This is a genomic window from Bifidobacterium scardovii JCM 12489 = DSM 13734, assembly GCF_001042635.1.
GTDB classification, from domain to species: domain Bacteria; phylum Actinomycetota; class Actinomycetes; order Actinomycetales; family Bifidobacteriaceae; genus Bifidobacterium; species Bifidobacterium scardovii.
The window spans coordinates 1,235,445-1,261,718 of sequence record NZ_AP012331.1 but is presented as its reverse complement, the minus strand read 5'-3'; the positions used below and the strand labels follow the sequence as shown (position 1 = coordinate 1,261,718).

Annotated in this window: 21 protein-coding genes and 2 riboswitches; of the genes, 9 read left to right on the top strand and 12 right to left on the bottom strand. The window is 67.3% G+C overall.

Going from position 1 to position 26,274, the window contains the following annotated elements; genetic code table 11:
• Nucleotides 1-14 precede the first annotated feature (14 nt).
• Nucleotides 15-776 carry a polyphosphate--glucose phosphotransferase gene (ppgK, locus tag BBSC_RS05180; RefSeq protein WP_033518708.1) on the bottom strand — a complete coding sequence of 254 codons (762 nt, stop codon included), beginning with the start codon at nucleotides 774-776 and terminating at the stop codon, nucleotides 15-17.
• Between the two features lie 163 nt (nucleotides 777-939).
• On the opposite strand from ppgK, the gene BBSC_RS05175 reads away from it, so the two are divergent.
• Complete coding sequence (locus BBSC_RS05175) at nucleotides 940-1,722, top strand: nitroreductase family protein (RefSeq protein WP_033518709.1); 783 nt, start codon at nucleotides 940-942, stop codon at nucleotides 1,720-1,722.
• Nucleotides 1,723-1,774: 52 nt separating this feature from the next.
• On the opposite strand, the gene BBSC_RS05170 is transcribed toward BBSC_RS05175, so the two are convergent.
• Complete coding sequence (locus tag BBSC_RS05170) at nucleotides 1,775-2,788, bottom strand: glycosyltransferase family 2 protein (protein WP_033518711.1); 1,014 nt, start codon at nucleotides 2,786-2,788, stop codon at nucleotides 1,775-1,777.
• 240 nt (nucleotides 2,789-3,028) lie between these two features.
• A riboswitch (FMN riboswitch) is annotated at nucleotides 3,029-3,178 on the top strand.
• Nucleotides 3,179-3,183: 5 nt separating this feature from the next.
• On the opposite strand from BBSC_RS05170, the gene BBSC_RS05165 reads away from it, so the two are divergent.
• Both BBSC_RS05165 and BBSC_RS05160 read left to right on the top strand, forming a co-directional pair.
• Entirely contained in the window at nucleotides 3,184-3,792 is a 609-nt protein-coding gene (locus tag BBSC_RS05165; protein WP_033518728.1) for an ECF transporter S component, read from the top strand.
• Between the two features lie 83 nt (nucleotides 3,793-3,875).
• On the top strand, nucleotides 3,876-6,242 hold the full coding sequence (locus BBSC_RS05160; RefSeq protein WP_034535403.1) for an energy-coupling factor transporter ATPase: 2,367 nt from the start codon (nucleotides 3,876-3,878) through the stop codon (nucleotides 6,240-6,242).
• Between the two features lie 41 nt (nucleotides 6,243-6,283).
• Here BBSC_RS05160 and BBSC_RS05155 read toward each other — a convergent pair whose 3' ends face one another.
• Nucleotides 6,284-8,425, bottom strand: coding sequence for a beta-N-acetylhexosaminidase (locus tag BBSC_RS05155; RefSeq protein WP_033519198.1), 2,142 nt, complete (start codon nucleotides 8,423-8,425; stop codon nucleotides 6,284-6,286).
• A gap of 186 nt (nucleotides 8,426-8,611) precedes the next feature.
• Between BBSC_RS05155 and BBSC_RS05150 the strand changes: the two genes are divergently transcribed.
• Entirely contained in the window at nucleotides 8,612-9,739 is a 1,128-nt protein-coding gene (locus BBSC_RS05150) for a LacI family DNA-binding transcriptional regulator (RefSeq protein WP_051923141.1), read from the top strand.
• Between the two features lie 237 nt (nucleotides 9,740-9,976).
• Here the strand turns inward: BBSC_RS05150 and tenA are convergent, their stop codons facing one another.
• Entirely contained in the window at nucleotides 9,977-10,648 is a 672-nt protein-coding gene (gene tenA / locus BBSC_RS05145) for a thiaminase II (protein ID WP_231649306.1), read from the bottom strand.
• A gap of 120 nt (nucleotides 10,649-10,768) precedes the next feature.
• Nucleotides 10,769-10,872: riboswitch (TPP riboswitch) on the bottom strand.
• 217 nt (nucleotides 10,873-11,089) lie between these two features.
• Between tenA and BBSC_RS05140 the strand changes: the two genes are divergently transcribed.
• Nucleotides 11,090-11,779 carry an alpha/beta hydrolase gene (locus BBSC_RS05140; RefSeq protein WP_033519197.1) on the top strand — a complete coding sequence of 230 codons (690 nt, stop codon included), beginning with the start codon at nucleotides 11,090-11,092 and terminating at the stop codon, nucleotides 11,777-11,779.
• A gap of 49 nt (nucleotides 11,780-11,828) precedes the next feature.
• Here BBSC_RS05140 and BBSC_RS05135 read toward each other — a convergent pair whose 3' ends face one another.
• Nucleotides 11,829-12,824, bottom strand: coding sequence for a DUF4232 domain-containing protein (locus tag BBSC_RS05135; RefSeq protein WP_033519196.1), 996 nt, complete (start codon nucleotides 12,822-12,824; stop codon nucleotides 11,829-11,831).
• A gap of 216 nt (nucleotides 12,825-13,040) precedes the next feature.
• Here BBSC_RS05135 and BBSC_RS05130 point away from each other — a divergent pair, with 216 nt between their 5' ends.
• Nucleotides 13,041-13,394: a hypothetical protein gene (locus tag BBSC_RS05130; RefSeq protein ID WP_033519195.1), complete on the top strand. Its 354-nt coding sequence runs from the start codon at nucleotides 13,041-13,043 to the stop codon at nucleotides 13,392-13,394.
• Between the two features lie 134 nt (nucleotides 13,395-13,528).
• Nucleotides 13,529-14,290, top strand: coding sequence for a hypothetical protein (locus BBSC_RS05125; RefSeq protein WP_033519194.1), 762 nt, complete (start codon nucleotides 13,529-13,531; stop codon nucleotides 14,288-14,290).
• Nucleotides 14,291-14,406: 116 nt separating this feature from the next.
• Here BBSC_RS05125 and BBSC_RS05120 read toward each other — a convergent pair whose 3' ends face one another.
• Nucleotides 14,407-15,723 (bottom strand): MFS transporter, encoded by a 1,317-nt coding sequence (locus tag BBSC_RS05120; protein ID WP_051923142.1) that lies wholly within the window; start codon nucleotides 15,721-15,723, stop codon nucleotides 14,407-14,409.
• Between the two features lie 183 nt (nucleotides 15,724-15,906).
• Here BBSC_RS05120 and BBSC_RS05115 point away from each other — a divergent pair, with 183 nt between their 5' ends.
• A complete protein-coding gene (locus BBSC_RS05115) occupies nucleotides 15,907-16,965 on the top strand; it encodes an adenosine deaminase (RefSeq protein ID WP_046726208.1) in 1,059 nt (352 codons plus the stop codon).
• An 89-nt stretch (nucleotides 16,966-17,054) separates the two neighbouring features.
• Here BBSC_RS05115 and BBSC_RS05110 read toward each other — a convergent pair whose 3' ends face one another.
• Nucleotides 17,055-17,888 (bottom strand): putative ABC transporter permease, encoded by an 834-nt coding sequence (locus BBSC_RS05110; protein WP_033519193.1) that lies wholly within the window; start codon nucleotides 17,886-17,888, stop codon nucleotides 17,055-17,057.
• Between the two features lie 463 nt (nucleotides 17,889-18,351).
• On the opposite strand from BBSC_RS05110, the gene BBSC_RS05105 reads away from it, so the two are divergent.
• Nucleotides 18,352-19,218, top strand: a complete 867-nt coding sequence (locus BBSC_RS05105) for a D-hexose-6-phosphate mutarotase (RefSeq protein ID WP_033519192.1) — start codon at nucleotides 18,352-18,354, stop codon at nucleotides 19,216-19,218.
• 73 nt (nucleotides 19,219-19,291) lie between these two features.
• On the opposite strand, the gene BBSC_RS05100 is transcribed toward BBSC_RS05105, so the two are convergent.
• The 5 genes from BBSC_RS05100 to BBSC_RS05080 form a co-directional block, all read right to left on the bottom strand.
• A complete protein-coding gene (locus BBSC_RS05100; RefSeq protein WP_033519191.1) occupies nucleotides 19,292-20,767 on the bottom strand; it encodes an MFS transporter in 1,476 nt (491 codons plus the stop codon).
• A 170-nt stretch (nucleotides 20,768-20,937) separates the two neighbouring features.
• A complete protein-coding gene (locus BBSC_RS05095; RefSeq protein ID WP_033519190.1) occupies nucleotides 20,938-21,966 on the bottom strand; it encodes an ABC transporter permease in 1,029 nt (342 codons plus the stop codon).
• Complete coding sequence (locus BBSC_RS05090; RefSeq protein WP_033519189.1) at nucleotides 21,963-23,039, bottom strand: ABC transporter permease; 1,077 nt, start codon at nucleotides 23,037-23,039, stop codon at nucleotides 21,963-21,965. The genes BBSC_RS05095 and BBSC_RS05090 overlap by 4 nt, the downstream gene beginning before the upstream one ends.
• Nucleotide 23,040: 1 nt before the next feature.
• Nucleotides 23,041-24,579, bottom strand: a complete 1,539-nt coding sequence (locus BBSC_RS05085; RefSeq protein ID WP_033519188.1) for a sugar ABC transporter ATP-binding protein — start codon at nucleotides 24,577-24,579, stop codon at nucleotides 23,041-23,043.
• 165 nt (nucleotides 24,580-24,744) lie between these two features.
• Entirely contained in the window at nucleotides 24,745-25,737 is a 993-nt protein-coding gene (locus BBSC_RS05080; protein WP_033519187.1) for an ABC transporter substrate-binding protein, read from the bottom strand.
• Nucleotides 25,738-26,274: the final 537 nt, after the last annotated feature.

Here is a 26,274-nt window from a genome sequence, read left to right as displayed (position 1 = left end):
CGGCGAACCGGCTGCTACTTGGTGCTCGCGTAGTAGGCGGCGCCGACGATGCCGGCCTCGTTGCGCAGCTTCGCCGGAACGATCGGCGTCTTGATGTCGAGATACGGCAGGAACTTGTCGCTCTGGCGGCTCACGCCGCCGCCGACCACGAACAGGTCGGGGTTGAAGTACTTCTCCATCAGGCCGTAGTACTTGGTCAGGCGCTTCGCCCACTTCTTGTAGCCCAGGCCCTCGCGCTCGCGCACGCCGGAGGAGGCGTACTTCTCCGCGTCGCCCTTGCCCTTGGCCAGCTCGATGTGGCCCAGCTCGGTGTTCGGGATGAGCACGCCGTTGTAGATCAGCGCGGTGCCGATGCCCGTGCCCAGCGTGGTGGCGATGACCAGGCCGTTCTGGCCCTTGGCCGCGCCGAACTGCTGCTCGGCGAGACCGGCGGCATCAGCGTCGTTGACGACGACGACCGGGCGGCCGCATGCCTCGGACAGGGCCGCGGTGATGTCCACGCCGACCCACGACTGGTCGAGGTTGGCGATCCATTCCAGTTTCTGCCCCGGCTTGACCGGCGCGGGGAACGCGACGCCGACCGGGACGTTGTCGGGTACGGCGAAATGCTCGAGCTGCTGGCGCACGATGGCGCCGACCGCCTGCGGGCTGGACACCTCGGGCGTGAGAATCTTCAGGCGCGGCTCGGCGAACTCGCCCTTCTCCAGGTTCACGGGCGCCGCCTTGATGCCCGAACCGCCAATATCCACGCCGAACGCTTGTGCCGTCTCAATCATCGTTGACCTCTCTTCATGATAGGTGGGTACCGAATCGGTACCGGCATTGTATAACGGATTTGCGCCGGCGCGCCTCCCGGCGTCCGCATGCCCGACACGCGGCGGCCCCGCGCCGCGCCGTCGCGGCCGCATCGGCGCGGCATCGGTGGGATAATGGGGAAGTATGGCAGAACATACCCAGCTTATCGATGCAATCAACATCCGCACGTCCGTGCGCGCCTATGACGCGGACCCGATCGACGACGACACCGCCCGCCAACTGTCCATGACGCTGGACGCGGTGAACATGCTCAGCGACACGCATATGCAGCTCGTGCGCGACCAGCCGGCCATCTTCGCCGAGGCGAACGCGTCCGGCCATCTGACGAACGCGGCGAATCTCATTGCCGTCATCGGCCCGAAGGACGATCCGCAGGCCCGGGAGCGCGCCGGCTTCTACGCCGAACGCGTGGTGCTCACCGCCACGCTGCGCGGGCTCGGCACGCTGTGGGTCGGCGGCAGCTGGAACCGCGACGAGGCGGCCGGGCATTGCCGTATCGGCGCCGGCGAGGAGCTGTACCTCGGCATCGTCATCGGGCACCCGCGCAACCATGCGGCCCATGTGATGAAGAGTTACGAGGAGCTGACCGAATTCCAGCGCACGCACCGGCCGACCAAGACCTACGAGCAGTTCACACGCACCATGGAGCAGGAGGAGCGCGACGCCGCCCCGGGCTGGTTCAAGGCCGGCGTCGAGGCCGCGATGAAAGCGCCGAGCGCGATGAACCGCCAGCCGATACTGTTCACCTACCGCGCGGCCGACGGCACCGCCGCCGCGCATATCGACCCGGAGGCGGGCAACGGCGAAGCGCTCAACGATCTGGGCATTGCCAAACTGCATTTCCAGATCGGCGCCGGCCAGGGCGAATGGGCGTGGGGCGACGGCGGCCTGTTCATCCACAAGTAGGCGAAGCAGGCGCACCGAAGCAGCCGCACACATCGCCAGGTGAGCGCCGGCGTTACTTGAGCGCCGGCATCGGCTTCCAGTCGGGGTCGTGCATGAGCTTGCGCGAATCCCACCAGCCCCTGGCGATCTGAGCCAGCCCGGTGCGCATGTGCTCGCGGTCGACCATCACCAGCCGGATGACCTCCTTGACCGCCGTGGCGAGCGTGCCGACGCCGAACAGGAACGGGCGGAAATCGCCGTGCACCATGAAGTAGCGGGCCATGTAGCCGCGGTTGCGCATGATGTGGTACCGGTTCGTGTCGGAGGTCGAGTTGAGCTGGCGCAGGCCGGCGATGTCCCAGTTGCCGATCTCGCGCGTGCGGCGCAGCACCACGTCGGGCACGACGATGGGGTTGGTGACCTTGCTGGCCAGATAGCCGTAGATCGTGTCGTCCCAGTAGATGAAGAAGCGGGGATCGGGGAATCCGATCTTCTCGACGACGCTGCGGCGGAACAGGCCGCCCTCGAAGCACAGCGTGTCCATCACCCGGTATCCAGCGCGGCCGAACGCGGCCGGCGCGATCGGGTTCGGGATGCCCAGCGGCACGATGAAGTCGTACTGCCAGTAGAACGGGCCGCCGTCGTAGTCGTAGCGGCTGCCCTGGATCACATCGTGGCGCGCGGTCCACTTGGCGAGCTTTTCGATGCCCTCGGGCTCGACGGCGACGTCGTCGTCCATCACCCAGAACCATTCGGCGCCCAGCTCATACGCCTTCTTCACGCCGGCGGAGAAGCCGCCGGCGCCGCCGAGGTTGCCGGACTGCGGCGCGTACACCACACGGGCATCGTTGCCGGTGCGGTCGGGCACCGTGCCGCCCCACTGCCGGGCGACCGCCGCGCCGAACCGCTCGACCATCGCCTTCGTCTCGTCGGAATGCTCGTTGTCTACGACCACCACGCGCCACGGCGCGACGGTCAGGCGGCGGATCGAATCGAACAGCTTGGTCAGCAGCTGCTGGCGCTTGTACGTCACGACGACGATGGCCAGTTTGTCAATGGTCTTCCTTGCGGCATGCTTTTCGGTCATGCTCTCCATTCTATGCGGTGGACGCGCCCGCGCACCGCAACGACATCCGCCGCGCCAGGAGGCGCCGGCATGCGGAGCATCGCGTCCGCATGCCGGACGCCATCGAACAAGGCCACGCAGCCCGCGACACCGCGGAAAACGGCGGAACGCGCGCCGCGCGCACGCCGCGTCCGGCGTGTCGCATTCCGCTTCCGGCTCATGCGCGCCCGATAAATCCACGGCTTGGCGTATAGATGATCCCGTCAGTTTCAGGGAAGGTGCAATTCCTTACTGGCGGTAACGGCGCAGCCCGCATCCATATGGGCGCCGCCGAAGCCCGCGACCCGCGCAAGCGGCTGATCCGGTGGGATTCCGGAGCCAACGGTACAGTCCGGATGAAAGAAACGGAGCTCATCATGAGCGTCTCTTCGCATACCGATCATCAGGTTTCCGCCACGGCCGCGTCCCGGCCCGACAACGCGCATTCGACCGGCGTGGCCGATTCGGGCCGCTGGTCCACCCGCCGTATCGCCGTGTACGCGCTGTTCGTCGCGCTGGCGATGGCCACGAGCTTCATCGAATTCCCGATCATCCCCGGCGTGCAGTGGCTCAAATACGATCCCTCGGGCATCGTGTGCCTCATCGCCGGATTCGCGTTCGGACCTGCGGCGGCCGCGATCGTCAGCGTGCTCGGCTTCGTGCCGCACCTGTTCCTCAATCCGTGGGGCACGTTGATGGCGGTGCTCGTCGCGCTGACGCTGTCGGTGCCGGCCGCGCTGATCTACCGCGCGAACCGCACGCGCAAGGGCGCGGTGATCGGCCTGATCGTCGGCGCCGTGTGCGCCCTGGCCGCGGCGATCGTCGGCAACCTGATCGTCACGCCGTTCTACGCGCATATGACGGTAGCCCAGGTGGCCGCGCTGATCGTACCGGCCCTGCTGCCGTTCAACCTGGTCAAGTTCGCGATCCACGGCGTGGCCACGTTCCTGATCTACAAGCCGATCAGCACGCTGCTGAACAAGTAGCGGATCCGTTGCGGCCCTTCCCGTCCAGGGAGGGCCGCGACTGCGTTTTTCCATCCCGTTCGAACAGTATCGGAACACATATCATGCACAGCGCTCCGGCAGCCGATCTCACCGGCATCCGATTCAGCTACGACGGCGGCGCGACCTGGGCGCTGGACGGCGTCGATCTGGTCATCCGTCGCGGCGAATACGTATGCCTGACCGGACCGAACGGTTCGGGCAAGTCCACGCTCTCGCGCATTCTCGCCGGCCTTGCCGCGCCCGATGCCGGCACGGTCGTGCTGCTCGGGCACACGGCCTTCGACGGGGCAGCGCACCCCGAAGCCTACCGCGCCGCGCGCCACGGCATCGGCGCGGTGTTCCAGAATCCGGAGGACCAGATCGTCACCACCGTGGTGGAGGACGACGTGGCCTTCGGCCCGGAGAATCTCGGGCTGGACCACCCCCTGATCGGCCGGCGCATCGCCGATTCGCTGCACGCGGTGGATATGGCGGCCCACCGTGCGGACGATCCCACGCGCATGAGCGGCGGCCAGCAGCAGCGCGTGGCCATCGCTGGAATGCTGGCGATGGGTCCGGACATGCTGGTGCTGGACGAGCCGACCGCCATGCTCGACCCGGCCGCGCGCGCCGAGGTCATGCGCATCCTCGACGAACGCCACGCGCAGGGCACGACGATCGTGCACGTCACGCATCATCAGGATGAGACCGCGCACGCCGACCGGGTGATCCGGCTGGAGCGCGGGCGGCTCGTTCCGGCCGATAACGCAGCCGGCCCGGCTGCCGCCGATGACGTTGCCGCTGACGGCGACGCGGCGCCTGCCGGCGGCGCCGCCCAGCCGGGGAACGATGCCGGTGACGGCGCACCGCATGCGGACGGCATGGGCAGCGGCCGCACGCCGGTCATCGATATCCGCCATCTGTCGTACCGCTATCCTGACGCGCCCTCCCCCGCGATCAGCGATCTGTCGCTGTCGGTCGGCCAGGGCGAGATCGTGGCGATCATGGGCGAGAACGGCGCCGGGAAAAGCACGCTGGCACGGCTGATCTGCGCGCTGGACCGGCCGGACGCCGGATCGATCAGCATCGACGGCATTCCCGTCGCCGCTCCGAAGCCGTCCCGAGGCACCGGCGCCGCCGCCGGCACGCCGCGCATGCTTAACCGGCGGCAGCGCGAACGGCTGCGCCGCACGGTCGGACTGGTGATGCAGCATCCCGAACGCCAGTTGTTCGCGGACACCGTGGCCGAGGACGTCGCCTACGGGCCGCGCAACCAGCATCTCGACGAGGCGGCCGTCGCGCAGCGGGTGCGCGAGGCGCTGCGCCTGCTGCGCATCGACCATCTCGCCGACCGTTCGCCCTTCGACCTGTCCGGCGGCCAGCGGCGTCTCGCGGCGATAGCCGGCGTGATCGCCTGCCAGCCCGCGGTGCTGGTGATGGACGAGCCGACGGCCGGCCTCGACGCCGCCGCGAGCGCGCGCATCCGCGAGCTGATCCTCGATCTGCGGCGGCGCGGCGTCACGACGCTCATCATCACGCATTCCCGGCGGGAGGCCCGGCTGCTGGGCGCCCGCATCGTCACCATGCCGGCCGCCCCCGCGGCGGACGCGGCCACGGCCGTGGAAGCCACTGGCGAAGGCGGGAACAACGCCGCGGAAGCAGCGGAACCCGTCGGGACCGGGCGCGAATCCCTCATCGCGCGGCTGGATCCGCGCGTGAAGATGGTCTCGTTCCTGGCGATGATGTTCGCCGCGTTCGCGATCAACACGCCGGCCCAGCTGCTGCTCGGCATCGCGGCGATCGCCGGCATCACCGCGCTGGCGCGGATCACGCCGATGCGCCTGGTCGCCTCGGTGCACATGTTCCTGGCGATGTTCGTCGTGTTCGGCCTGCTCAACGTCTTCTTCGTGCGCACCGGCACGCCGGTCGCCCATCTGGGGCCAATCCCGATCACGGATGACGGCATCGTCATCGCGATCCTCTACGCCTGCCGCTTCGCCCTGGTCGTCATGCTCGGCGCGCTCATGCTCGAGACGACCACGCCGACGGCGATGACCGACGCCTTCGGATCGCTGCTGTCGCCGCTGCGCCGCTTCGGACTGCATGCGCAGGAGATCGCGCTGGTGATGAGCCTGGCGCTGCGGTTCCTGCCAACCCTCGGCACGGAGGCCCGGTCCATCGCCGACGCGCAGGCCGCGCGCGGCGGCAGCATCGAAACCGGCTCCCCCGCCGCGCGCGTCAAGGCCATGGTCGCGATCATCGTGCCAGTCTTCGCGGGAACACTGCGGCACGCGGACAATCTGAGCCTCGCTCTCGACGCGAGGTGCTACGAGGAGGGCATCCGCCGCACGCATTGGCGCGAGCTGCGGGTCCGCCCGCGCGACGCGGCGTTCGCGGCGGCGACGCTCGCGTACATCGCGGCGCTGGTGGCACTGCTGGCGCTGCGCTAAGTGTCGCAGCAGAGCCGCGCCACAATAGGGCCGCGCCGGGATTACAGCGTGCCGGCCCGCAGGATGTCGGCGAACGACCAGACCACGTGGGCGTTGCGGTTCAGCTCGGCGTACCGGCCCGTGGCCAGCCACTCGGCGCGGTAGCGCTCGAACCACCGTTCCAGTTCCTCGGCAAGCGCATAGCGGCGGATCTTCCGCTCGCGCTCCGCGGCATCGTTCACGGCGGAGCGGCCGGAATCGCCGGCCATGGCCAGCAGCTCCTCGCCCAGCCTGTTGAACAGCTGCTGCGCGTCGAGCATGGTCCAGACGAGCGACGGCGCCAACCCGCTTCTGGACTCCCCCGCCAACGCCGCGACGATGGCCTCGCCGCAGTCGGCCAGCATGCCGTTGCGTTCCGGGCGGGTCGTGATCCGCTCCCGGTTGAGCAGCAGCAGACGCCGGCGCGCATCGGCGCAGTCCAGCGCCCGGTCGAAGATCGGCACGCCGCCGTAGGAGCGTTCCACGTACGCGGCCACATCGGCGTTGAGCGCGCCGCCGCCGGCGTCGAGCTCAAGCACCTGCACCGCAAGGTCCCAGGGGAACGACGCGCCGTCGCCGGTGCGCGACAGGCTGCCCATCATCCGCCCCGAGGCATCGCGGTAGACGAGCCGCGAGATGCGCGCGTTCATCGCGTCGGCGCCGATGTCGACGGGATTCCATGCGTTCTGGGCGCCGTAGCACAGGCCCGGCAGGCTCAGCCGAGGATCGTTGACGTGGCCGTAATCGCCCCAGTCGGTGATCACGATGCCCTCGGCGCCGTGCCTGCGCCCGGCGGACGCCATGCGGTAGGTGTTGAGCCACGCGCCCTCGTAGTCGGGGACGAAGCGGCTCCACGCGCGCACGGCCGGGCACACGAACTGGCGGCGGCCCTGGCGTTCGATGGCCGCGATGCTGTCCTCGTTGATGTCGGGGTCGTACATCCAGTTGAGCATCGTGATGTTGCCGGGCAGCAGCTCCATGGTCCCCGGCGATTCGAGCGCGATGTCGGCCCACAGCATAGGCTGGAGCCCCAGCTCGCCGAGGGTGTCGCATAGCCCCTTGACGAAGCCGGCGTACAGTTCGCCTGCGCTCGCGCCGGGGGCGGTCCGCGCGGATTGGCCGCGCCCCAGGTCGAAGGTCTCGTCGCCGCCGATGTTGAACGATCGCGAGTGGAACAGCGGAGCGTATTCGCGGATCAGCCGCTGAGCGAAGGCCAGCGCCTCGGGATCGGCTGCATTGAGCGTATGGTGCTCCATACGTTCGACGAAGCTGAACGGGCGGTCGGCGTCATCGGGGAATTCGCCGAGCCGGCGGTGCGTGCGCGTGCGCAGGTTCATGTACATGTGCCCGAAGGTGGCCAGCGACGGCACCAGTTCGATGCCGCGCCGCGCGCAGTAGTCGTCGAGCCGCACGATGTCGTCGGCGGCCAGCGGGTCGGTGCCGCGCCACGCCTCGCTGAGCTCCCCGAAGGCGAAGGCGTGCTCCACGTACAGCTGGAACTGGTTGTATTTGTAGAAGGCGAGCTGGTCGACGAACCATGTGAGGAAGCCCATCGTCGGCACGCGGCCGCGCGTGACGTCGAGGCTGTAGGCGCGCACCGCGAACGCGGGGTGGTCGCGGATGTGCACGAGGGGCAGCTCGCGCGGCGACTGGCGCAAAATCTGGCGCAGCGTCTGCACGCCGTAGCGCAGCCCGGCCGGTCCCCCGCCGCGCAGCTCCACGGCGGCGCGCCGGTACGCGGGCGAGTCCTCGCCGCCCGGTGCGACCGGCGCGACCGGCTCACCGAGCCCGCGGACATCGATCGCATATTCCTCATCGCCGAGATCCGCGTCCCAAGCCAGCGTGACCACGGCGCCGCGCATGTCCGCGCCCGTGGAGCCGGGGCGCTCCCGATTGTCCGGCTCCCGGCGCACCGCTTCCGGAACCGCCGAATCCGGCACCGCCCCCGAACGACGGATATCCGCCGAGCCGCCCGTGGCCCGGCGATACTCGCCGGCCAGCTGCTCGGCCAGGAACAGGGCGCTTTCGTCGATGCCGGCATCCATGACGATCGTCATCGCGGCGCCAAGCGCCGCCGAGCCGCCGTCGTAGCGCACCGTCACCGGTTGGGGAATCAGCACGAGGCGCTCCGCGCCGCCGTCCGTCGACTGCTGATATGCGAGCATGGGATGGTCCTTTCTTATCGCGCACCGTCGTCACACGATTTTGTAAACGTTTACGAATACTCAGCGTAGCACTGTTGTAAAGGTTTACAACAGCAGTGTGTCGCGCGCGTTCGCAGCCGCGCGCCGCCGACGCGCTACAATCGCCTACAGCGACCCATCGCCGCGCGGAGAGGACGTATACAGCGCATGCCAACCCAGACCATCGAGGACCCGACGCCGAACGGCGCATCGCCGGAACCCGGCTCGCCGCATACGCCCCGCAGGACGGCGACCATCATGGACGTGGCCGCGGAGGCCGGCGTGTCATACGCTACCGTCTCCCGCTACCTCAACGGCAACCCGCACGTGTCGGCCAAGGCGGCCGAGCGCATCGCCGACGCGGTCAGGCAGGTGAACTACACCCCCAACAACGCCGCGCGGTCGCTGGTGCGCCAGCGCACGCAGACCGTGGCGTTCGTGGTGCACGGCCAGCCGGATTCCATCGTCGCCGACCCGAACATCAGCACGATCCTGCTCAACGCGAACCAGACCATCGGCGACGCCGGCTACCAGCTCGTCATCCTGATCGCCGACTCCCCCGAAGCCGGCAGGCGCATCGCCCGCCTCGCCTCCAGCGGATTCGCCGACGGGTGGATCCTCAATTCCTTCCATACCGGCGACCCGCTGTTCGACGTCTTCACCCGCATCGATGCGCCCGTCGCCATCTCCGGCGTCGGCTACGGCGACAGGATCCCCTTCCCCACGGTCGACATCGACAACCGCGCGGCCTCCCGCGCCCTGACCGAACATCTGCGCTCATGCGGGCACCGGCGCATCGCCTATATCTGCGGTCCCGATTATCTGCCCTGCTCGGACGAGCGCCTGCGGGGCTTCCGCGACGCGATGGGCGGCGACGCCGACCCGTCGCTGATCGTCCGGGCCGGGGAATGGACGCGGCAGGAGGGGCGTGCGGCCGTCATCCGGCTGCTCGGCACGCTGGGCGGCGGCGCCGGACACGATGCCGACGCGCGCCGCATCCTCGCCGACCACCGCGTCGATGCGCTGATGTGCGGCAGCGACTGCATCGCGGCCGGGGCCATGCAGTATCTGATCGGGCAGGGCGTGGACGTGCCGGCCGACATGGCCATCGCCGGTTTCGACGACAGCTCCGACGCCACCGCCATGCAGCCCCAGCTGACCACCATCCGCCAGCCGCTCGCGGCGTTCGGCGTCAATCTGGCGTCGATGGTGCTCGATCAGATCGAGGGACGGCCGATCCGGCACACCCTGATCCTGCCGACCGAACTGGTGGTCAGGGGATCCACGGCGCGATAACGGAGATCCAGCCTCGCACGGCGGTTCCCCATATCAGCCCAGTGATCCATTTCGCACATGGATGAGCGGCTGATGCCACGATGCTATCGGCCATCCCCAGTCGGCTTCGCCGACAGCCCCCGCCAGCGGGGGCATGCACTTTGTGCACCACTGCGAACGACCTATCGGACCGCCCGCCCGGCGGGGCGTTCATCGCCTAAGCATTCACAAGACCGACCATCAGAGCACCCGCGGCCGTCAGCCCCGATCCCACTCCGGCTTCCACGAGTAGTGCATGTCGTAGGCGCTCGCCCAGAACATGTACTCGTTCTCGACGCCGGTCACGAAGATGTCGATCAGCTCGCGTTTGCGCTCCTCCGACAGCCCCTCGACCAAGCGCTCGATGTGCTCGATCAGCCACGCCGACCCTTCCCAGAACGAATCGGTCTTGTACATGTCGACCCAGCTCTTGTACGGGTTGGAGTCGAGGGTGCCGGCGAACTCGCGGGCGAGGCGCTGTCCGTAGTCGGCGTAGACCCAGGCGCACGGCAGCACGGCGACGAGCACGTCGACCAGCTGGCCGCCGTAGGCAATCGACAGGATGTTCGAGGTGTAGGCGCGGGCGAACGCGGACTGGCGCACCGCGTTCATCTCCTCCTCGCTCACGCCGTAGCTGGCCATGTAGGAGCGGTGCACCTTCGACTCGACGTTGAAGATGCCGTTCTGCACATTGACCATGAAGGTCATGATCTCGGAATCCATGGTCTTGGTGAGCGCCAGCGCGTGCACCTTGGCATAGTCCTTGAGGTAGCGGTAGTCCTGCAGCAGATAGAAGGCGAAGCGCTCGCGCGCGAGCGTGCCGTTGCCCAGCTCGCGGATGAACGGCTGCCGGTACCCCTGCTCCCAGACCAGATCCGCGGCCTCGCGCATGCGGCGGGCGAACGGCGGAAGGTGGTCCGGGGTGATCGGCCCGAACGCCTCCGCGTCGAACGGCTCGTCGGACGGCACGCCCTGAGCGGCATCGGACAGGGTCGGCTGGATGGACGGACGATACTCCATGATTATGTCTCCCTTCGCTGGTGTTAACCAACAGGTTCTAAGGGTCAGGCCCACGGCCTTTCTCAACCCGTCACCGGGTTCCCCTGCATTACGCCGATCATTATGGCACCGCACACCGACCGGCGGCGTGTGCCGCGCGCCGGTTCAGCCCTCCGCGCCGGGGTTGCCGGGCGTATCGCCCGGGCCGGGCGGGGTGGACAGACCGGCCTGATCGGGCGGATCGGCGAGCGTGGCACGCTTCCCCGCACGGCCGATGAACTAAGCTGGATCGCACGTCATATGCCACAGCGGCATCGCGTTTCGGGAGGCGATATGCACATACGGATGACGGCCAGCATCGAGGGCATCGGCGGCGAAGGTCCGGCCGGCAGCGGCGACGACCGCGTGTTCGTCATGTTCCATGGATACGGCAACGACGAGGACGAGATGGTGCGCATCATCGAGGCCGTCTACCGCACGGATCGGGACGGCGCCGCGCATGGCGGCCAGGCCGGCCCGGACCGGACCGCCCTGGGACCGGAGCCCAGCTACCTGTCGTTCCGCGGCACGCATGCGAGGCCGTATATGGGCGGCAACTACTGGTATCCGGACGGGTGTTCGGTCGGTGAACGGCGCCGCGCATGCTCCGAGGTCGGCGATGCCGTCGCCGCGCTGCTGGCCGGACCGGCGTTCGCACCGCGCCGCAAGATACTCGTCGGATTCTCGCAGGGCGGGTACCTGTCGTACCGCATGGCGCTGGAGCATCCGGGCCTGTTCGACGCCGCGGTCCTGCTCAGCCCGTCGTTCGCCGGCGAGTCCGGCACCGTGCTCGGCCCCGACCGCACGACCGCGTTCTTCCTCGCCTACGGCTCCGAGGACCGCACGATCCCCGCGGACGACCAGCGCACCGCACGGCGGGTGCTGGAGCAAACCGGGCGCCTGACGCACCGCGTCTACCCCGGCATGGGGCACGCGATCAGCGACCAGGAGATCGCGGATATCCGCGCGTTCCTGACCCGGTAGCCCCGCCGGCGACGCGCGGCCGGCGGCACCGGCGTCACTCCACGACGAGTCACTCCACGATGGATAGGCGCGCGACCGACTCCGGCCGCCATGACCCGTAGTGGCGAAGGAACCAGTTGGGCCGGTCCTTGGACGCGGCCCGATAGGAGACCCGGCCGCCCACGGCCAGAGCATGGTCCCGCCCGTAGACGGACGCCGTCGACAGCAGCGAGCCATCGTCGACGGTTCCGCCGGAGCCGGCCTCATCCAGCGTGACCAGCGCGGGAGGGATGCAGGGGTGCAGGCCGACGTTGCGCAGAGTCAATGTCGCATCCGCGGGCGCCCCACCGGCATCGTCCTTATCGTCGGAGTCATCCTTCGCCAGCATGCAGGGCTCATCCAATGCCGGATCGACATCCTCCGCCGCGCCGGATGCGTCGCCGCCGCGCAACGGCCCCAATGCGGCCTGCGAAAAGCCGCTGACGATGACGTCCATCCCCGGATCGGTCGCCAGCAGACCGTCGGCGGCAGCGTTCGCCCCGACGTGCACGGGCAGTGCGGACACTTCGCCGAACGCCAGCGTGATCGAAGTCTTCTCTTCGGCGTCGGCCTGCTGGCCCGCCTTCCATTCGACCGCCGCCGTCACCGACCGGAACGGGGCCAGCACGATGGTTTCGCCATCCGGCACGCTGCTCACGCCGGTCTGGCGGTTGCCCGGCACGACGCGCAGATGCTGGTCCTCATCGCCGCGCACGACCGTGAGCTCCGGAGGCCCCGACGGTACCGAGCACGCTCCGTCCGTCGTGTTCATGACGCGCAGGTACGCGATTGCGTCGCCCATGGCCTGATCCTGTGATTCCGCGACGGCGGCGAGATCATCGTTCCCGCAGGGCGGCGCCCCGGAACCCGCAACGCCCGCATCCTTTCCCGAAGCCACCGTCAGGGCGACGACCGGACGTGCCGGTTCCGGGTGATAGCACAACACGGCGGCGATCAGCCCGGCGATGACCGCCAACGGCGCGATCAGCGCAACGGACCTCGCCGGGCCTTCGGATGCACGACTCATGGTTTCCCCCTCTCGCAGACGATCGCGTCTGTGCCCAACTGGCTGCAAGTATAGCGGATCAAGCATGTAAAACCGCCATTTTCCAAGGGTCGCAAGCCTTCGACCACATACCCCGTTGCTGCTGGACAGCCTGGTTCCGGATCGCCTATCGTCATGCGAAAGACGTTACCGGCAGCGCTACGAAGCGTGGTCGCGACCATGGATCGGAGGCAACATATGAACAATTCCATTCTTCATAACCCCAACTATGCGCTACATCACCGTCTCATCGACGATGACGTCAGACACATCACGCCCGAAGAGGCGTCCTTTGCATGGAGCAACCAGATGTTCCGCCGTCCCCGTCCCCGTACCGATCCTCTGCAGATCGCCGCGCTGGGCCATGACTCACACGGTACAATGATCGAGATGGTCGCCTACGACGCCGGCGCGTATGCGGACAGAAACGGCAACCCGCAGAACTGGCCCAAGGACAAGCCCATGGAGCCATGGTTCCGGAAACTGCTCGACGAACATCCCGAATGGATATGCCGCGAACCGGAGCAGGACCAGGAGCAGGAGCAGGGCTAGCGCCACCCGTGCGCAATCCCGTCCGGCATGATCGCCCTGCGGCGATTCCGGCCCCATACCGGGTCCGCGCGACTAGAGTTGGACCACGGATACCGCACCCGACCAATCGCGGGAGATCCAAAGGAGGACTCATCATGGGATTGTTCGACTCATTGAAGCATGCGTTCGGCCATCACGGCCACGGCAAGCGCGTCGGCGAACCGCTGACCCTCGCCGACGCGAAGGCGCTGCTCGCCTCCATCGTGGTGCGCCAGCAGCTGGCCGACATGCGCAAGGTGGCCGACGCGGTCAAGCAGCTGCAGGACGAGCTGCCCCAATACGCCACTTTCGGGATGTCCCACTACTACAGCGAACCGAAGCGCGTGCGCTTCCAGTCCGAAGGCGGCAGGTTCATCGACGCGGACGCGATCGCGACCGCCTACGCCGCATCCACCATCGTGCGCGACGAATGCGAGATCCAGCATCTTATGGGCGATATCGCCGACAACCGCGAGCACCGTGGCCCGGCGACGACGCCGGCCGTGCCGATCGACGGCCTGCTGCGCGCCACCGCCGAGCGCACGCGGCCCGGCGCCGACGACCGGTCGCGGCGCGACTGGCTGTTCGCCCTGTTCGACCAGTTGGGCGACATCGACGAGGCGACCAAGCACAACCTCGCCCCGTTGGCCGACCAGCTGTCGGATACGCTGCCCGAATCCGGGCAGGCGCAGGCCGCGGCCGACCCGCGCGGGCGGATCACGGCGATGATCGCCGACGCGCTGTACCCGGACGATCAGAACGGGCACGCCGCCGTGCGTGAGCTGATGATGGACCCGAGCGCGACCGCAACGGATTACATGGATGCGGTGACGCTGCTGCACGGGCACGGTCTCGCCGTCCCCGGCATGGCCGACTAATCGCCGAGCAATCGTCCGCACGCGGCATACGCCGGCATACGCGACCGCCGGCCGTCGCCACGGAGGCGCCGCCGCCGCATCCGGCTCGGCCTGCTCCCAGCTCGCTTCCGGCCCGCTCAGTCCGCACCTGCGGAAACGTCCTCGGCCTCGCCGCGGGTGATGAACGGCATGCAGGCCAGCGCGCAGACGAACAGGACCACGGCGTAGATGAACATCCACCGGTACTCGCCGAGCGACTGCTGGATGAGGCCGAAGATCGTGGGGCTGATCGCCGCGCCGAACGACGTGGCGAGATAATAGTAGGCGGTCATGGCGCCGGTGTGCTCGACGCCGCCGAGCTGCGTGATCCACGGCAGGGCGTTGACGACCACCAGGATCCAGAACACGCCGTACGTGAACGCGAGGATCGGCACCATGAACGGCCGGCCGACCCACGGCATCGACACGAACAGCGCGGCGGACAGCACCAGGCCGGCGCTCATCGTGGCGCGGCGGCCGAACCGGCTGCCGATCATGCCCGCGGGAATCGCGAACGCGAGCATGCCCACCGCGTACCACACCAGATCGCCGCCGGCCGTGGCGGCGTCCATGCTCAGATCATGCGTGGCGTACAGCGTGAAATAGGTCTCCACCGCGTTGCCGCCCATCGTGTACAGAAACAGCACGATCAGGATCAGCATGAAGCTGCGCCGCGCCTCGCCGTCCAATCCCAGCCGCGGCACCACAGCCTCGCGGAATTCCTTCCACGACACGAACGGCAGACGAGCCCGCTCGCCGGGCGCCGTCACGAATTCGGCGGGTTCGCGCACCAGGCGCATCAGCGCGGTGACGGCGGCGACCATGATGACCGCCCCGGCCACGAACGCCGCGGACATGCCGAACCGCTTGTACAGCAGGCTGCCGCCAGCGAGCGCGAGCACATTGCCGATGGAACCCATGAAATTGATGATGCCGTTGGCCCTGCTGCGCAGCCTCGAATCGGTCACGTCGGGCATGAGCGCCACGATCGGCGCGCGCGACGTGGCCATGACCACCGCGTAGATCACGATGGCGGTCACGGTGAGCGGCACGTTCGGCGCGACCGAAATCAGGATCAGGCACAGCGCGCCGAGCGGTATGGAGAACAGCGCGAACGGCAGGCGCCGGCCCCAGCGGGTCCTGACCTTGTCCGACAGGATGCCGAACAGCGGTTGGACCGTGAACCCGCAGAAATTGTCGATGCCCATGATCATGCCGACGACGGCGGTCGGCAGCATCAGGCCTTTCAGCTTGATCGGCACATAGGCGTTGTAGAGCGCCCACGCCGCGGATATGGCGAGGAAACCGAACCCGATGGAGAACGTCTGCGCATAGTTGAGTTTCGGCCGTACGGCGGCGCCGGCCGTGGCGCCAGCGGCGCGCCCGGCGGCCGCATCATCGTTTCTCGAAGTCACAGTTCATCCTTAGTCGGCCGATATGGCCGGTCGCCGTATCGCGGGATACCGCAATATGACATGCGCGTGAATTCCAGTCACCACCCACCGCCCATTCTAGCGACTACACTGGTATGTCAATATCCGCGTCCGGGCCGGCCACCGCACGGCACAGCACGGGCGCCCATCCGGATCGGAGGAATCATGACCAATGCAGCCACGGCGATCGCCGCCGACCTGTCGCAGGCCCTGCGCACCATGCCCAAGGCGGAACTGCACGTGCACATCGAGGGCACGCTGGAACCGGAACTGGCGCTGGCGCTGGCCGAGCGCAACCACGTCGCGCTGCCGTGGACCGATCTGGAGGAACTCAGGCGGCAGTACGAGTTCGAGAACCTGCAATCCTTCCTCGACCTGTACTACCAGCTCATGGCCACGCTGAGGACCGCGGACGACTTCCGGGACCTCATGCTCGCCTATCTCGAACGCGCGGCGGCCGATGGCGTGCGGCACGCCGAGATCTTCTTCGACCCGCAGGTGCATGTCGGCAACGGCATCGACCTGGACACGGTGATCGACGGCCTGCTGGAGGGCCTGCGTCTTGGCCGCGAACGCTTCGGCATCACCGGAGGGCTGATCCTGTGCATCGTGCGCGACATGCCGGTCGCCTCGGCCGAGGCGATGCTTACGGCCGCCCGGCACCGCGCCGGCGACCTGATCGGCGTCGGGTTGGATTCGGCGGAGGTCGGCTACCCGCCCTCGCTGTTCGCCGAGGTGTTCGCCAAGGCCCGCGCGCTTGGCCTGCACTGCGTGGCGCACGCCGGCGAGGAGGGCCCGGCCGCATACGTGGCCGAGGCGCTGGATCTGCTGCACGCCGAGCGCATCGACCACGGCATCCACGCGATCGACGACGAGGCGCTGGTGCGCCGACTGGCCGCGGCCGGCACGCCGCTGACCTGCTGCCCGCTGTCGAACCGGCGCCTGCAGGTGGTGCACGACCTGCATGACCTGCCGCTGCGCCGTTTCCTCGACGCCGGGGTCGCGATCACGGTCAACTCCGACGACCCGGCCTATTTCGGCGGCTATATCGCCGCGAACTACGAGGCGATGGCGTCGGTCGGGTTCACGCTGGACGAGCTGTCTCGGCTCGCCGAGAACTCGATCCGGGCCACCTTCCTGCCGAACGCGGACAAGCAGGCGCTGCTTGACGAACTGGACGGCTGGAAAGCGCGGCATCTCGGTGATGAGTGTCCCGCGTCATAAGTTCGCATACTATAGGCTCCCCTCGCTGAAGCTGAGCCAGGATTACGAAACGAATGAATGACGCAGGCCACTAGCGCCCGTCAGTTGCTCTACCTGCGCCGGTCGAGCAGCGCACGGATGCGGGCGGCGAGATGCGCGTCGCGCACGGAGGTCATGGAGGGGAAGGTGCGGATGAGGCGGCGCTGCTGCCAGTTCAGGCGGCGCAGCACACGGTCGGCCTGTTCCTTCGTCCATTGCGCGGACTGGGATACGTATTCGGCCGGGTCGAGCAGCCGCCCGGCGGATTCCTGCAGCCGGCCGGCGGTCTCCTTCCACTGTTCGTTCGCCGCGTCGATGCGCGTATCGATCTGCTCGATCTGCTCGCTCTTGAACGCATCGATCTCCTCGCCGATGCGAGCCAGGCGCGAATCCAGGCTGCACAGCCCGGCGGCGGTGATCGCCGCATCGACCGTGGCCGCCAGGAACAGCACGCCGGCCACGAGATGCAGCATCAACGGCGGCCACGCATCGAGCACGCCCATCAGCCACGGCTGCACCACCAGCTTGACCAGCGTGGCGCCGGCGCCGAAGGCGATGAACCCGTTGAGGTATACGCGCCCGTTGATGTTGAGCGGCTTGCCCGTGTAATCCCACAGCCGCACATGGAACAGCTTCTCGATGGCCCACGACGACAGGTACTCCAGCGTGCAGGCGAGCACGCCGCTGGACAGGAACAGAGCGAGCGGATTGGTCACGTCGGCGAGCAGTACGATCACCAGCAGCGCACCGAAACCGTAGATCGGGCACAGCGGGCCGTTGAGCACACCGCGGTCCTCGAACCGCTTGCGCAGCACGACGCTCAGCATCGTCTCCCACGCCCATCCGACGAACGAGTAGGCCAGCCAGCACAGCAACACCCGTTCCGCCACTCCCAGCACCGTCATATCCGGCTCCTTCCCCGCCCGCGCGGCGACGGTCACCGCCTCGGAGCGGAATCCATGGGAAAACGCTTCGGGCCGGGACCGCGCAATGGAGGCCATTATTCCACCGGCCCAACGCACCCGGCCACAAACCATACAGATTCCCCGGCAATGTCGTGATTGCGGGTTCCCTTCCGCTCCGTCGGCCATCCATCACCGCCGCGAGGACGCCCTCGGGGCGGCTCCGCGCGGCGGCAATGTCGACATGTGTCGAGTTGTCGGTGCGCAGGTCGGCAGCCTCGGCTTGATTACACGTTTCAGCATGCATATTGGAACGTTATAACCGCGCTTGCTCGCAAGCCACGCACCGACAACTCGCCACTGCAGATCATCGGCGTCCCCTGACGCGCCGCTGACGCGCCGCTGACGCGCCTCCGGCACCGCGCATGCATGGCGGCGCCCGAATATTTCCGTATACTTGGCAAGCATGGACATTGCATGTGTTGTACGCAATATCATCAACGGCGACGGATCGGCCACGGTCAGCGACTACGGGGCCCATCTGATCGGCTGGACCCCGGCCGGGCAGGCGCCCGTGCTCTGGCAGCCGAAAACCCTGGCCTTCTCCCCCGGCATCGCGCTGCGCACCGGCATCCCGATCATCTTTCCATGGTTCAACGGCGGCTACGACCACGGCACGATGGCCGCGAAGCGCCCCAAGCACGGGTTCGCCCGTTCCAGCTTCTGGCACGTCGACGAGGCGTCCCTGACCGACCGCCATATCCGCTATACGCTCGACTCGGACGAGTTCGACGGCGCCACGGTGGCGCAGATCATCTCCGGCCCCGGCTCGCGGTTCCGGGCGGCCTACGACATCGAGGTCGGCGAACGGCTTTCGGCCACGCTGACGGTGACCAACACCGGCGAGCGCCCGCTGGAGTACGAGGCCGCGCTGCACACCTATCTGCGTGTGGGCGACGTGGCGGAGGCGCGCGTGCTGGGGTTGGCCGGCACGCGCTATCTCGACGCCACGCGGCCCGGATTCCCCGAATGCGATCAGGCGAATGACGCTCTCGCCTTCGACGGGACCATGGTTGACCGCATCTACTCGTCCGACACTCCGCTGCGCCTGCGCGACGATGCGCTGGACCGCACGATCGTCATCGGCAAATCGGGTTCGCCACAGACCGTGGTGTGGAATCCCGGCGAACGGGCCGGCAATGCGATCGCGGACCTGTCGGACGGAGAATGGCGCGACTTCGTATGCGTCGAGGCCGCGGCTGTCCGGGACCACGCGGCCCGCGTCGAACCCGGCGAATCGCATTCGCTCGGCCAATCCATCAGCGTGGAATGACGAGGCGGGCCGCCGAGACACCCGGCGGCCCGCCTCGTGCATGATCGATCAATCAATCACGCACAGCCCGCTTCTACCGCCTGGCGGCACGTATCCGGAAGGCCGCCGCCAGCGCCACGATCGCGATCACGCACAGCACGGTCATCGTGGCGAACACGCATGCCCCGCCAACCGCGGTGGCGTGGCGGAACGCCGCCGTGCCCTCCTCGCCGGCGCCGGCTTGGGCCACGCCGAGGATCGTGGAGAACAGCGCGGTGCCCACCGCGCCGCCGAACTGCAGGCAGGTCTGGAACACGGCGTTGCCGTCGGGCGTGAACGCGCGGTCGATGCCGCTGAGCGCGCTGGTCATGATGTTCGAATAGCCGAGCGCATAGCACAGGCCGAAAATGAAGTAGAATCCGGCGAGCAGCGCCGGCGTGAGCCGCATGGAGAACACGAGCAGCAGCACCGGGCCGAGCGTGGCCACGCCGATGGCCGAGAGCACCGGCTTCGGCGCGCCGAAGCGGTCGTACAGCATGCCGCCGACCGGGGCGAAGAACGCGCCGATCAGGGCGCCGGGCAGCACCAGGGCACCGGCGACGAACGCCGAGGTGCCGAGCGAGAGCTGCGCGACGTTGGTGATCACGTACCCGAAGCCGATGCCCACGATCGGCAGCAGCGTGTACGCCAGCAGATGCAGCCGCATGACCGGGTCGCGCAGCCACCCGAGGCGGATCAGCGGCGAGAACGAGCGGCGCGACGACCAGCCGAAGAACAGCAGCGACCCGACGCCGACGATCAGGCTGACGATCGCGATGGCCGCGGGGCGCGCCGCCGACCCTCCGGAGACGGCGGAGCCGATGGCCACGCCGGACTGGTTGAGCGCGAGGATCAGCCCGCTCAGCGCCAGCACGACCGCCACGAATTGCAGCGGGTTGAGCCGCGCGTCCTCGGTCGGGCGCTTCTGCTCGATGCAGCGCAGGCCGATCGGCAGGGAGACGAACAGCACGATCGGTATGGCGATCACGAAGATCGCGCGCCACGGCAGCACGCTGGAGATCGCGCCGCCGACGGTCGGCCCGATGGCCGGCGCGACGGTGATGACGAGCGATCCGACGCCCATGAGACGGCCGACCTTGCTGCGCGGGGACTGTTCGAGGATGATGTTCATCATCAGCGGCGTGGCCACGCCCGAGCCGATGCCCTGGATCACGCGGGCCAGCAGGATGAGCGGGAACGCGTGCCCGACGATCATGATGGCCGATCCGGCGACCGCAAGCACCACGGCGGCGACGAACAGCGCCTTCGGCGGGAAGCGCCGGTTGAGGAACGACGACAGCGGCATCGTGGCGGCGACGACCAGCAGGTAGATCGTGGTGATCCACTGCACGGTGGCCGTGTCCACATTGAATTCGCGCATGAGTTCCGGGAACAGCACGGTCATCACGGTTTCGGTGAGGATGCCGATGAACGCCAGCGAGCCGACGGCTACGATCGCGCCGATCAGGCGCTTGGGGATGCGCTCGTCCGAAGGGGTCGAACCCGGGGTCGCGCTCGTGGTTGAAGTCATGGTGATCCGTCCAGACTGACGCCAGTTGTTTCCGGATTAGCCCTTACGATACTCACACTGCGTCAAGCCACACTACAGTGTAGCGGAGGTGCGGACGAACGCGGGCGCCCGGTCCTTCCTCGGGTTCGGGAAGGGCCGGGCGCCCGCAGGGATCGGCGTCGGAGCCGACGCTATTGTTTCTTGCCGACGGCGGTGACCGCGCGCTGCAGCACCACGAAGGCGAGGATCATCAGACCGACCACGATGGTGGTCCACTCCGAGGGCACGCCGAAGTCGGCGGTCAGCGGGTCGATGGTGGAGCGCACGAGGGCGCCGACCACGGAGCCGAGCACGTAGCCGAAGCCGCCGGTGACGATCGCGCCGCCGATGACGACGGAGGCGACCGCGTCGAGCTCCCAGCCCACGCCGACCGTGTTCTTGGCCGAGCCGATGTTCGCCGTGTACACGACCGAGGCGAGCGCGGCGAGCGTGCCGGAGGTCAGGTAGATGATGTACTGCGTGCGCTTGACCGGCAGGCCCATGAGCTCCGCGGAGGAGCGGGAGCCGCCGATGGCGTAGATCGTGCGGCCGGTGCGGGTCTTGTGCAGCAGGATGTAGCCGAACACGACCACCAGCGCGGCGATGATCACGCCGACGTTGATCGACAGGTCGTTCTTGATCTTCGGGTTGTCGATGATCTTGATCGTCTCGGCGATCCAGCCGTAGTTGTTGTTGTCGGGGGCGATCAGCGAGTCGGTGGAGATCATGGCGGCGATGCCGCGGGCGAGGAACATCGTGGACAGCGTCGCGATGAACGGCTGCATGTTGAATTCCTCGATCAGCGTGCCGGCGATCAGGCCGAACACGGCGCCGATGGCCAGCATCACGACGATGACGAGCCAGGAGTTGACGCCCGCGTTGAGCATCGTCATGCCGATGACGCCCGTGATGGCGACGATCGCGCCGATGCTCAGATCGATGCCGCCGGTCAGGACCGGCAGCGTCATGGCGACGGCCAGGATGATCAGGTAGGCGTGGTCGATGAACAGGGACGAGATGAAGCCGAGGCTCGTGTAGGTGCCGAACAGCGCCTGGCCCATGATGATCATGAGGATGAAGATCACCACGGCCGCCACGGTCGGGATCATCTGCGTGTTGAGTTTGAAGCCGCGCTTCCTTGCGGCCTTCTTCACGGTAGGGGTTGCCGTTGCCGAGGTCATGCTGCCACCGCCTTAGCTTGTTCCTTGAGCGCGCGCTTGCGTTTCATTTCGGCGCTCAGGTTGTGGATCTTGGGAGCCTGCATCACGCAGATCACGATCACCACGAGGGCGAAGAAGGCCGGGGTCGCGGCCGAATCGATGCCGAGGGTGATGATGGTCTTGCGGATCATGGCGATGATGACGGCGCCGAGCGCGCTGCCGGTGAGCGAGAACTTGCCGCCGAGCAGCGAGGTTCCGCCGATGACGACCGCGAGGATCGCGTACATTTCGAGGTCCTGGCCGGTCTTGCCGACGTCGACGCGCATCACGGACGCGGTGGCGAACAGGCCGGCGACGGCGGCCAGCAGGCCGGAGACCGCGTAGACCATGAACAGGATCTTCTTGGGCTTGATGCCGGTCATGCGGCTGGCCTCGGGGTTGATACCGACCGATTCGATCATCATGCCCATGGCGGTCTTGCGGCACAGCAGGCCGACCAGCACCACGAGCACCACCGCGATGACGAAGTTGACGGGCAGGCCGAGCACGAAGCCGTTGGCCATCCAGCGCAGCGGCTCGCCGCCGGCGACGCGGGAGGCGTCGGTGTTCTCGCCGGAGGTGATGACCTTGGTCAGGCCGCGGCCGGCGAGCATCATGATCAGTGTGGTGATGAACGGCTGCAGGCCGAGGATGGAGACCAGCGCGCCGTTGACGCACCCGAGCGCGAGGCCGACGACCAACGCGAGCAGGATGGACAGCCACACGTTGGTGCCCGAGGCCAGGGTCTGCATGGCCACGGCGCCGGCGACGGCCATCACGGAGCCGACGGACAGGTCGATGCCGGCGGTGGAGATGACCAGCGTCATGCCGGTGGCGATCATCAGGTAGCGGGCCGATTCCTGCAGCATGGTGATCAGCGGGCCGGACAGGCCGCCGGTGTTGGTGTTCCAGGACAGCTTCAGGAACTGGTGGTCGAAGATGGTGCACAGGATGATCAGCGCGATCAGGGCCACGACCGACCAGGTCAGATTGTTGCCCACCAGTTTCTTGAGGACGGAGTTCTTCTCCTCGCCCTTCTTGGCTGCGTTCGCCATCTCAGGCCTCCTTTCCGTTGACGTTCGTGTTGGCGATCGTCTCGACGATGGTCTGCTGCGAGACGGTGTCGTCGTTCTCGATTTCCGCGATCTTGTGGCGGTCCTTGAGGACCTCGATGTCGTCGGACAGGCGCACGACCTCCTCCAGCTCGGAGGAGATGAAGACCACGCCCATGCCGTCCGCGGCCAGATCGAGCACGGTCTGCTGGATCTCGGCCTTGGCGCCGATGTCGATGCCTCGGGTCGGCTCGTCGAGGATGAGCAGCTCGGGGTGCGTGGCCAGCCAGCGGCCGATGAGCACCTTCTGCTGGTTGCCGCCGGACAGGTTCTTGATGAGCTTGTTCGGGTCGGCCGGGCGGACGTTGAGCTCCTTCATGTACTTGTCGACGATCTCGTCGGCTTCCTTCTTCGGGATCGGCTTGAACATGCCGCGGGTCGCCTGCAGGGCGATGAGGATGTTCTCGCGCACGGTCAGGTCGCCGATGATGCCCTCGTCGCGGCGGTTCTCGGTCGAGTAGGCGATCTTGTTCTTCAGCGCGGTGTACGGGTCGGAGATCTGCACCTGCTTGCCGTTGAGCTCGTAGGTGCCCGAATCCGGCCTGTCGGCGCCGAACAGCAGACGGCCGAGCTCGGTGCGGCCCGAACCGAGCAGGCCGGCGAACCCGACGACCTCGCCGGAGTAGATGTCCAGGTCGCACGGGTTGATCGTGCCCTTCTTGCCCAGCCCCTTGGCGGCGATGATCGGCTTCTCGCCCGCGCCGATCTCGCGGCGGGCCTTCTTGGCGCCGATCTGGCTCAGCTCGGCGGCCGACTTGCCGATCATCATGCCGATCAGCTCGTCGCGCGGCGTCTCGCTGGTCATGACCTCCTTGATGAACTTGCCGTTGCGCAGCACGGTCAGGCGGTCGGTGATCTCGTAGATCTGGTCGAGGAAGTGGGAGACGAACAGGATGGCCACGCCCGAATCGCGCACCTTGCGCATGATCGCGAACAGGTCCTGCACCTCGTTCGCGTCGAGCGAGGAGGTCGGCTCGTCGAGGATCAGCACCTTCGCGTCGATGACCATGGCGCGGGCGATGGCGACCAGCTGCTGCATGGCGATGGAGATGGAGTTGAGCGGCGCATACGAATCGAGATGGTCAAGGCCCATCTGGGCCAGGTACTTGCGGGCCTCGGCGTGGGTCTTCTTCCAGTTGATGCCCAGGGGGCCGCGCACCTCGTGGCCGAGCATCACGTTCTCGCCGATGGACAGGTTGGTGCACAGGTTGACTTCCTGGTACACGGTGGCGATGCCCGCGTTCTGCGCGTCGAGCGTGCCGTTGAAGGTCTGCGGTTTGCCTTCGACCATGATGGTGCCGGCGTTGATCTTGTACACGCCGGTCAGGGCCTTGATCATCGTCGACTTGCCGGCGCCGTTCTCGCCCATCAGGGCGTGGACCTCGCCCGGGTACAGCGTCAGGTCGACGCCGTCCAGAGCCTTGACACCCGGGAATTCGATCGTGATGCCCTTCATCACGACGATGGGTTTCTTGTCTGTCATGTTGCTGCCTTACAGGGAAAGGATTGTTATCGTTTTGTGATATTTCCGCCCGACATGGTGAACGGTGCGCATGCGGCAATCGCGTGCGCACCGTTCGATGCGGTTTTCGGTTATCTCAGGGGGTCGCGCGCTGGTGCGGCGGCCGTGGATGGCGAATGGGGCGGATCAGTACTGGCGCTCGCCGGAGTCCAGCGCGGCCTGGGCCTCGTCCTTGGTGAAGGTCTTGGACTCGATCTCGATGTTCGGCTCGACGTCCTTGCCGTCAAGGTAGTCCTGCACGGCCTGGGCGGTCTCCTTGCCGAAGATCGGGTTGTACTCGATGTCGAAGGCGAGCTCGCCGTCGGCCACGGCCTGCAGGGCGGCCTTGGTGCCGTCGTTGCCGATGATGGTCACCTTGCCCTTGAGACCGGCGGCCTCGACGGCCTGCGCGGCGCCGAGCGCCATCTCGTCGTTCTGGGCCCAGATCCACTGCACGCCGTCGGACTTGTACTTGTCGAGCAGGCCGGCGGTGACGGTCTTGGCCTCATCGGTGGACCAGTTGGCGGACTGGGACTCGAGCACCTTCTGGTTGGAGGCGATCTTCTCGTCGAAGCCGGTCTGGCGGTCCTTGACCACGGACAGGCCGGCGATGCCTTCCAAGATCAGGCCGTTGGCGCCGTCGGGGTACTGCTTGTTGAGGAACTCGGCAGCCTGCTGGCCACACCATTCGTTGGACGGTCCGATGTGGGAGACGATGGCCTTCTTGGCCTCGGCGTCCTTGACGTCCACGTTGCGGTCGACGGTGAAGACCGGGATCTCGGCCTCGGCGGCCTTCTTGAGGGACTCGTCCCAGCCGGAATCCTCGGTGGACGACAGGATGATCGCGTCGACCTCGTCGTTGACGAACTTGTTGAACGCCTGGATCTGCTTCTGCTGGTCGGACTGGGTGGTCGGCGAGTAGATCAGGTCGAAGCCGGCCTCGTCGAACGCGGACTTGATGTCGTTCTCGTTGGCGGTACGGAAGCCGCCCTCGGCGCCGACGGCCACGAAGCCGACGGTCTTCTTGCCGCTGTCGGAGCTGGAACCGCCGTTGTCGCCGGAGCCGGAACCGCAGGCCGCAACGCTCACCAGAGCCGCCGCGGACGCCACCAGGGCGATGGCCTTCTTCCAATTCTTCATGTAAACACTCCTCCTCGAGCTGTGTTTGCGAAGGGTCTTTCCTTCGCGTGGATGACCGGTTGGCCATCGATGGTTCAAGTATGTCGTGAACGTTCGGGGCGTTCAATCCGAGCCAATAACAAAACGATAATGACTGCATAACAGTTTGATAACGGCCGGTAGGGCGGATTGCGCGAACGGCGACGAGCCGTTGGAATGCCCGTGATTCCAGCGTGTTATCGACAGGATGGGGGCTGCGCTTGTCGCGCTTAAGGGGATTGCAGAGACAGGGGGGAGCATCATTCACGGACAGATTGCCGCTCCATAAGTTCGTGTACTAATTCTGGCTCCCCTCTGTGAGGGGAGCCAAGGCTGGGTCGGCGGCTTCGCTTCACCGGCTCGCTCACCGCTCTTTCAGCACTACTGTGCTGTATTCCCGGCGGCCTTACGGCCGCGGCGAGCCGCGCGAAGCCCACCGGGCTTCGCTTCACCGGCTCGCTCACCGCTCTTTCAGCACTACTGTGCTGTATTCCCGGCGGCCTTACGGCCGCGGCGAGC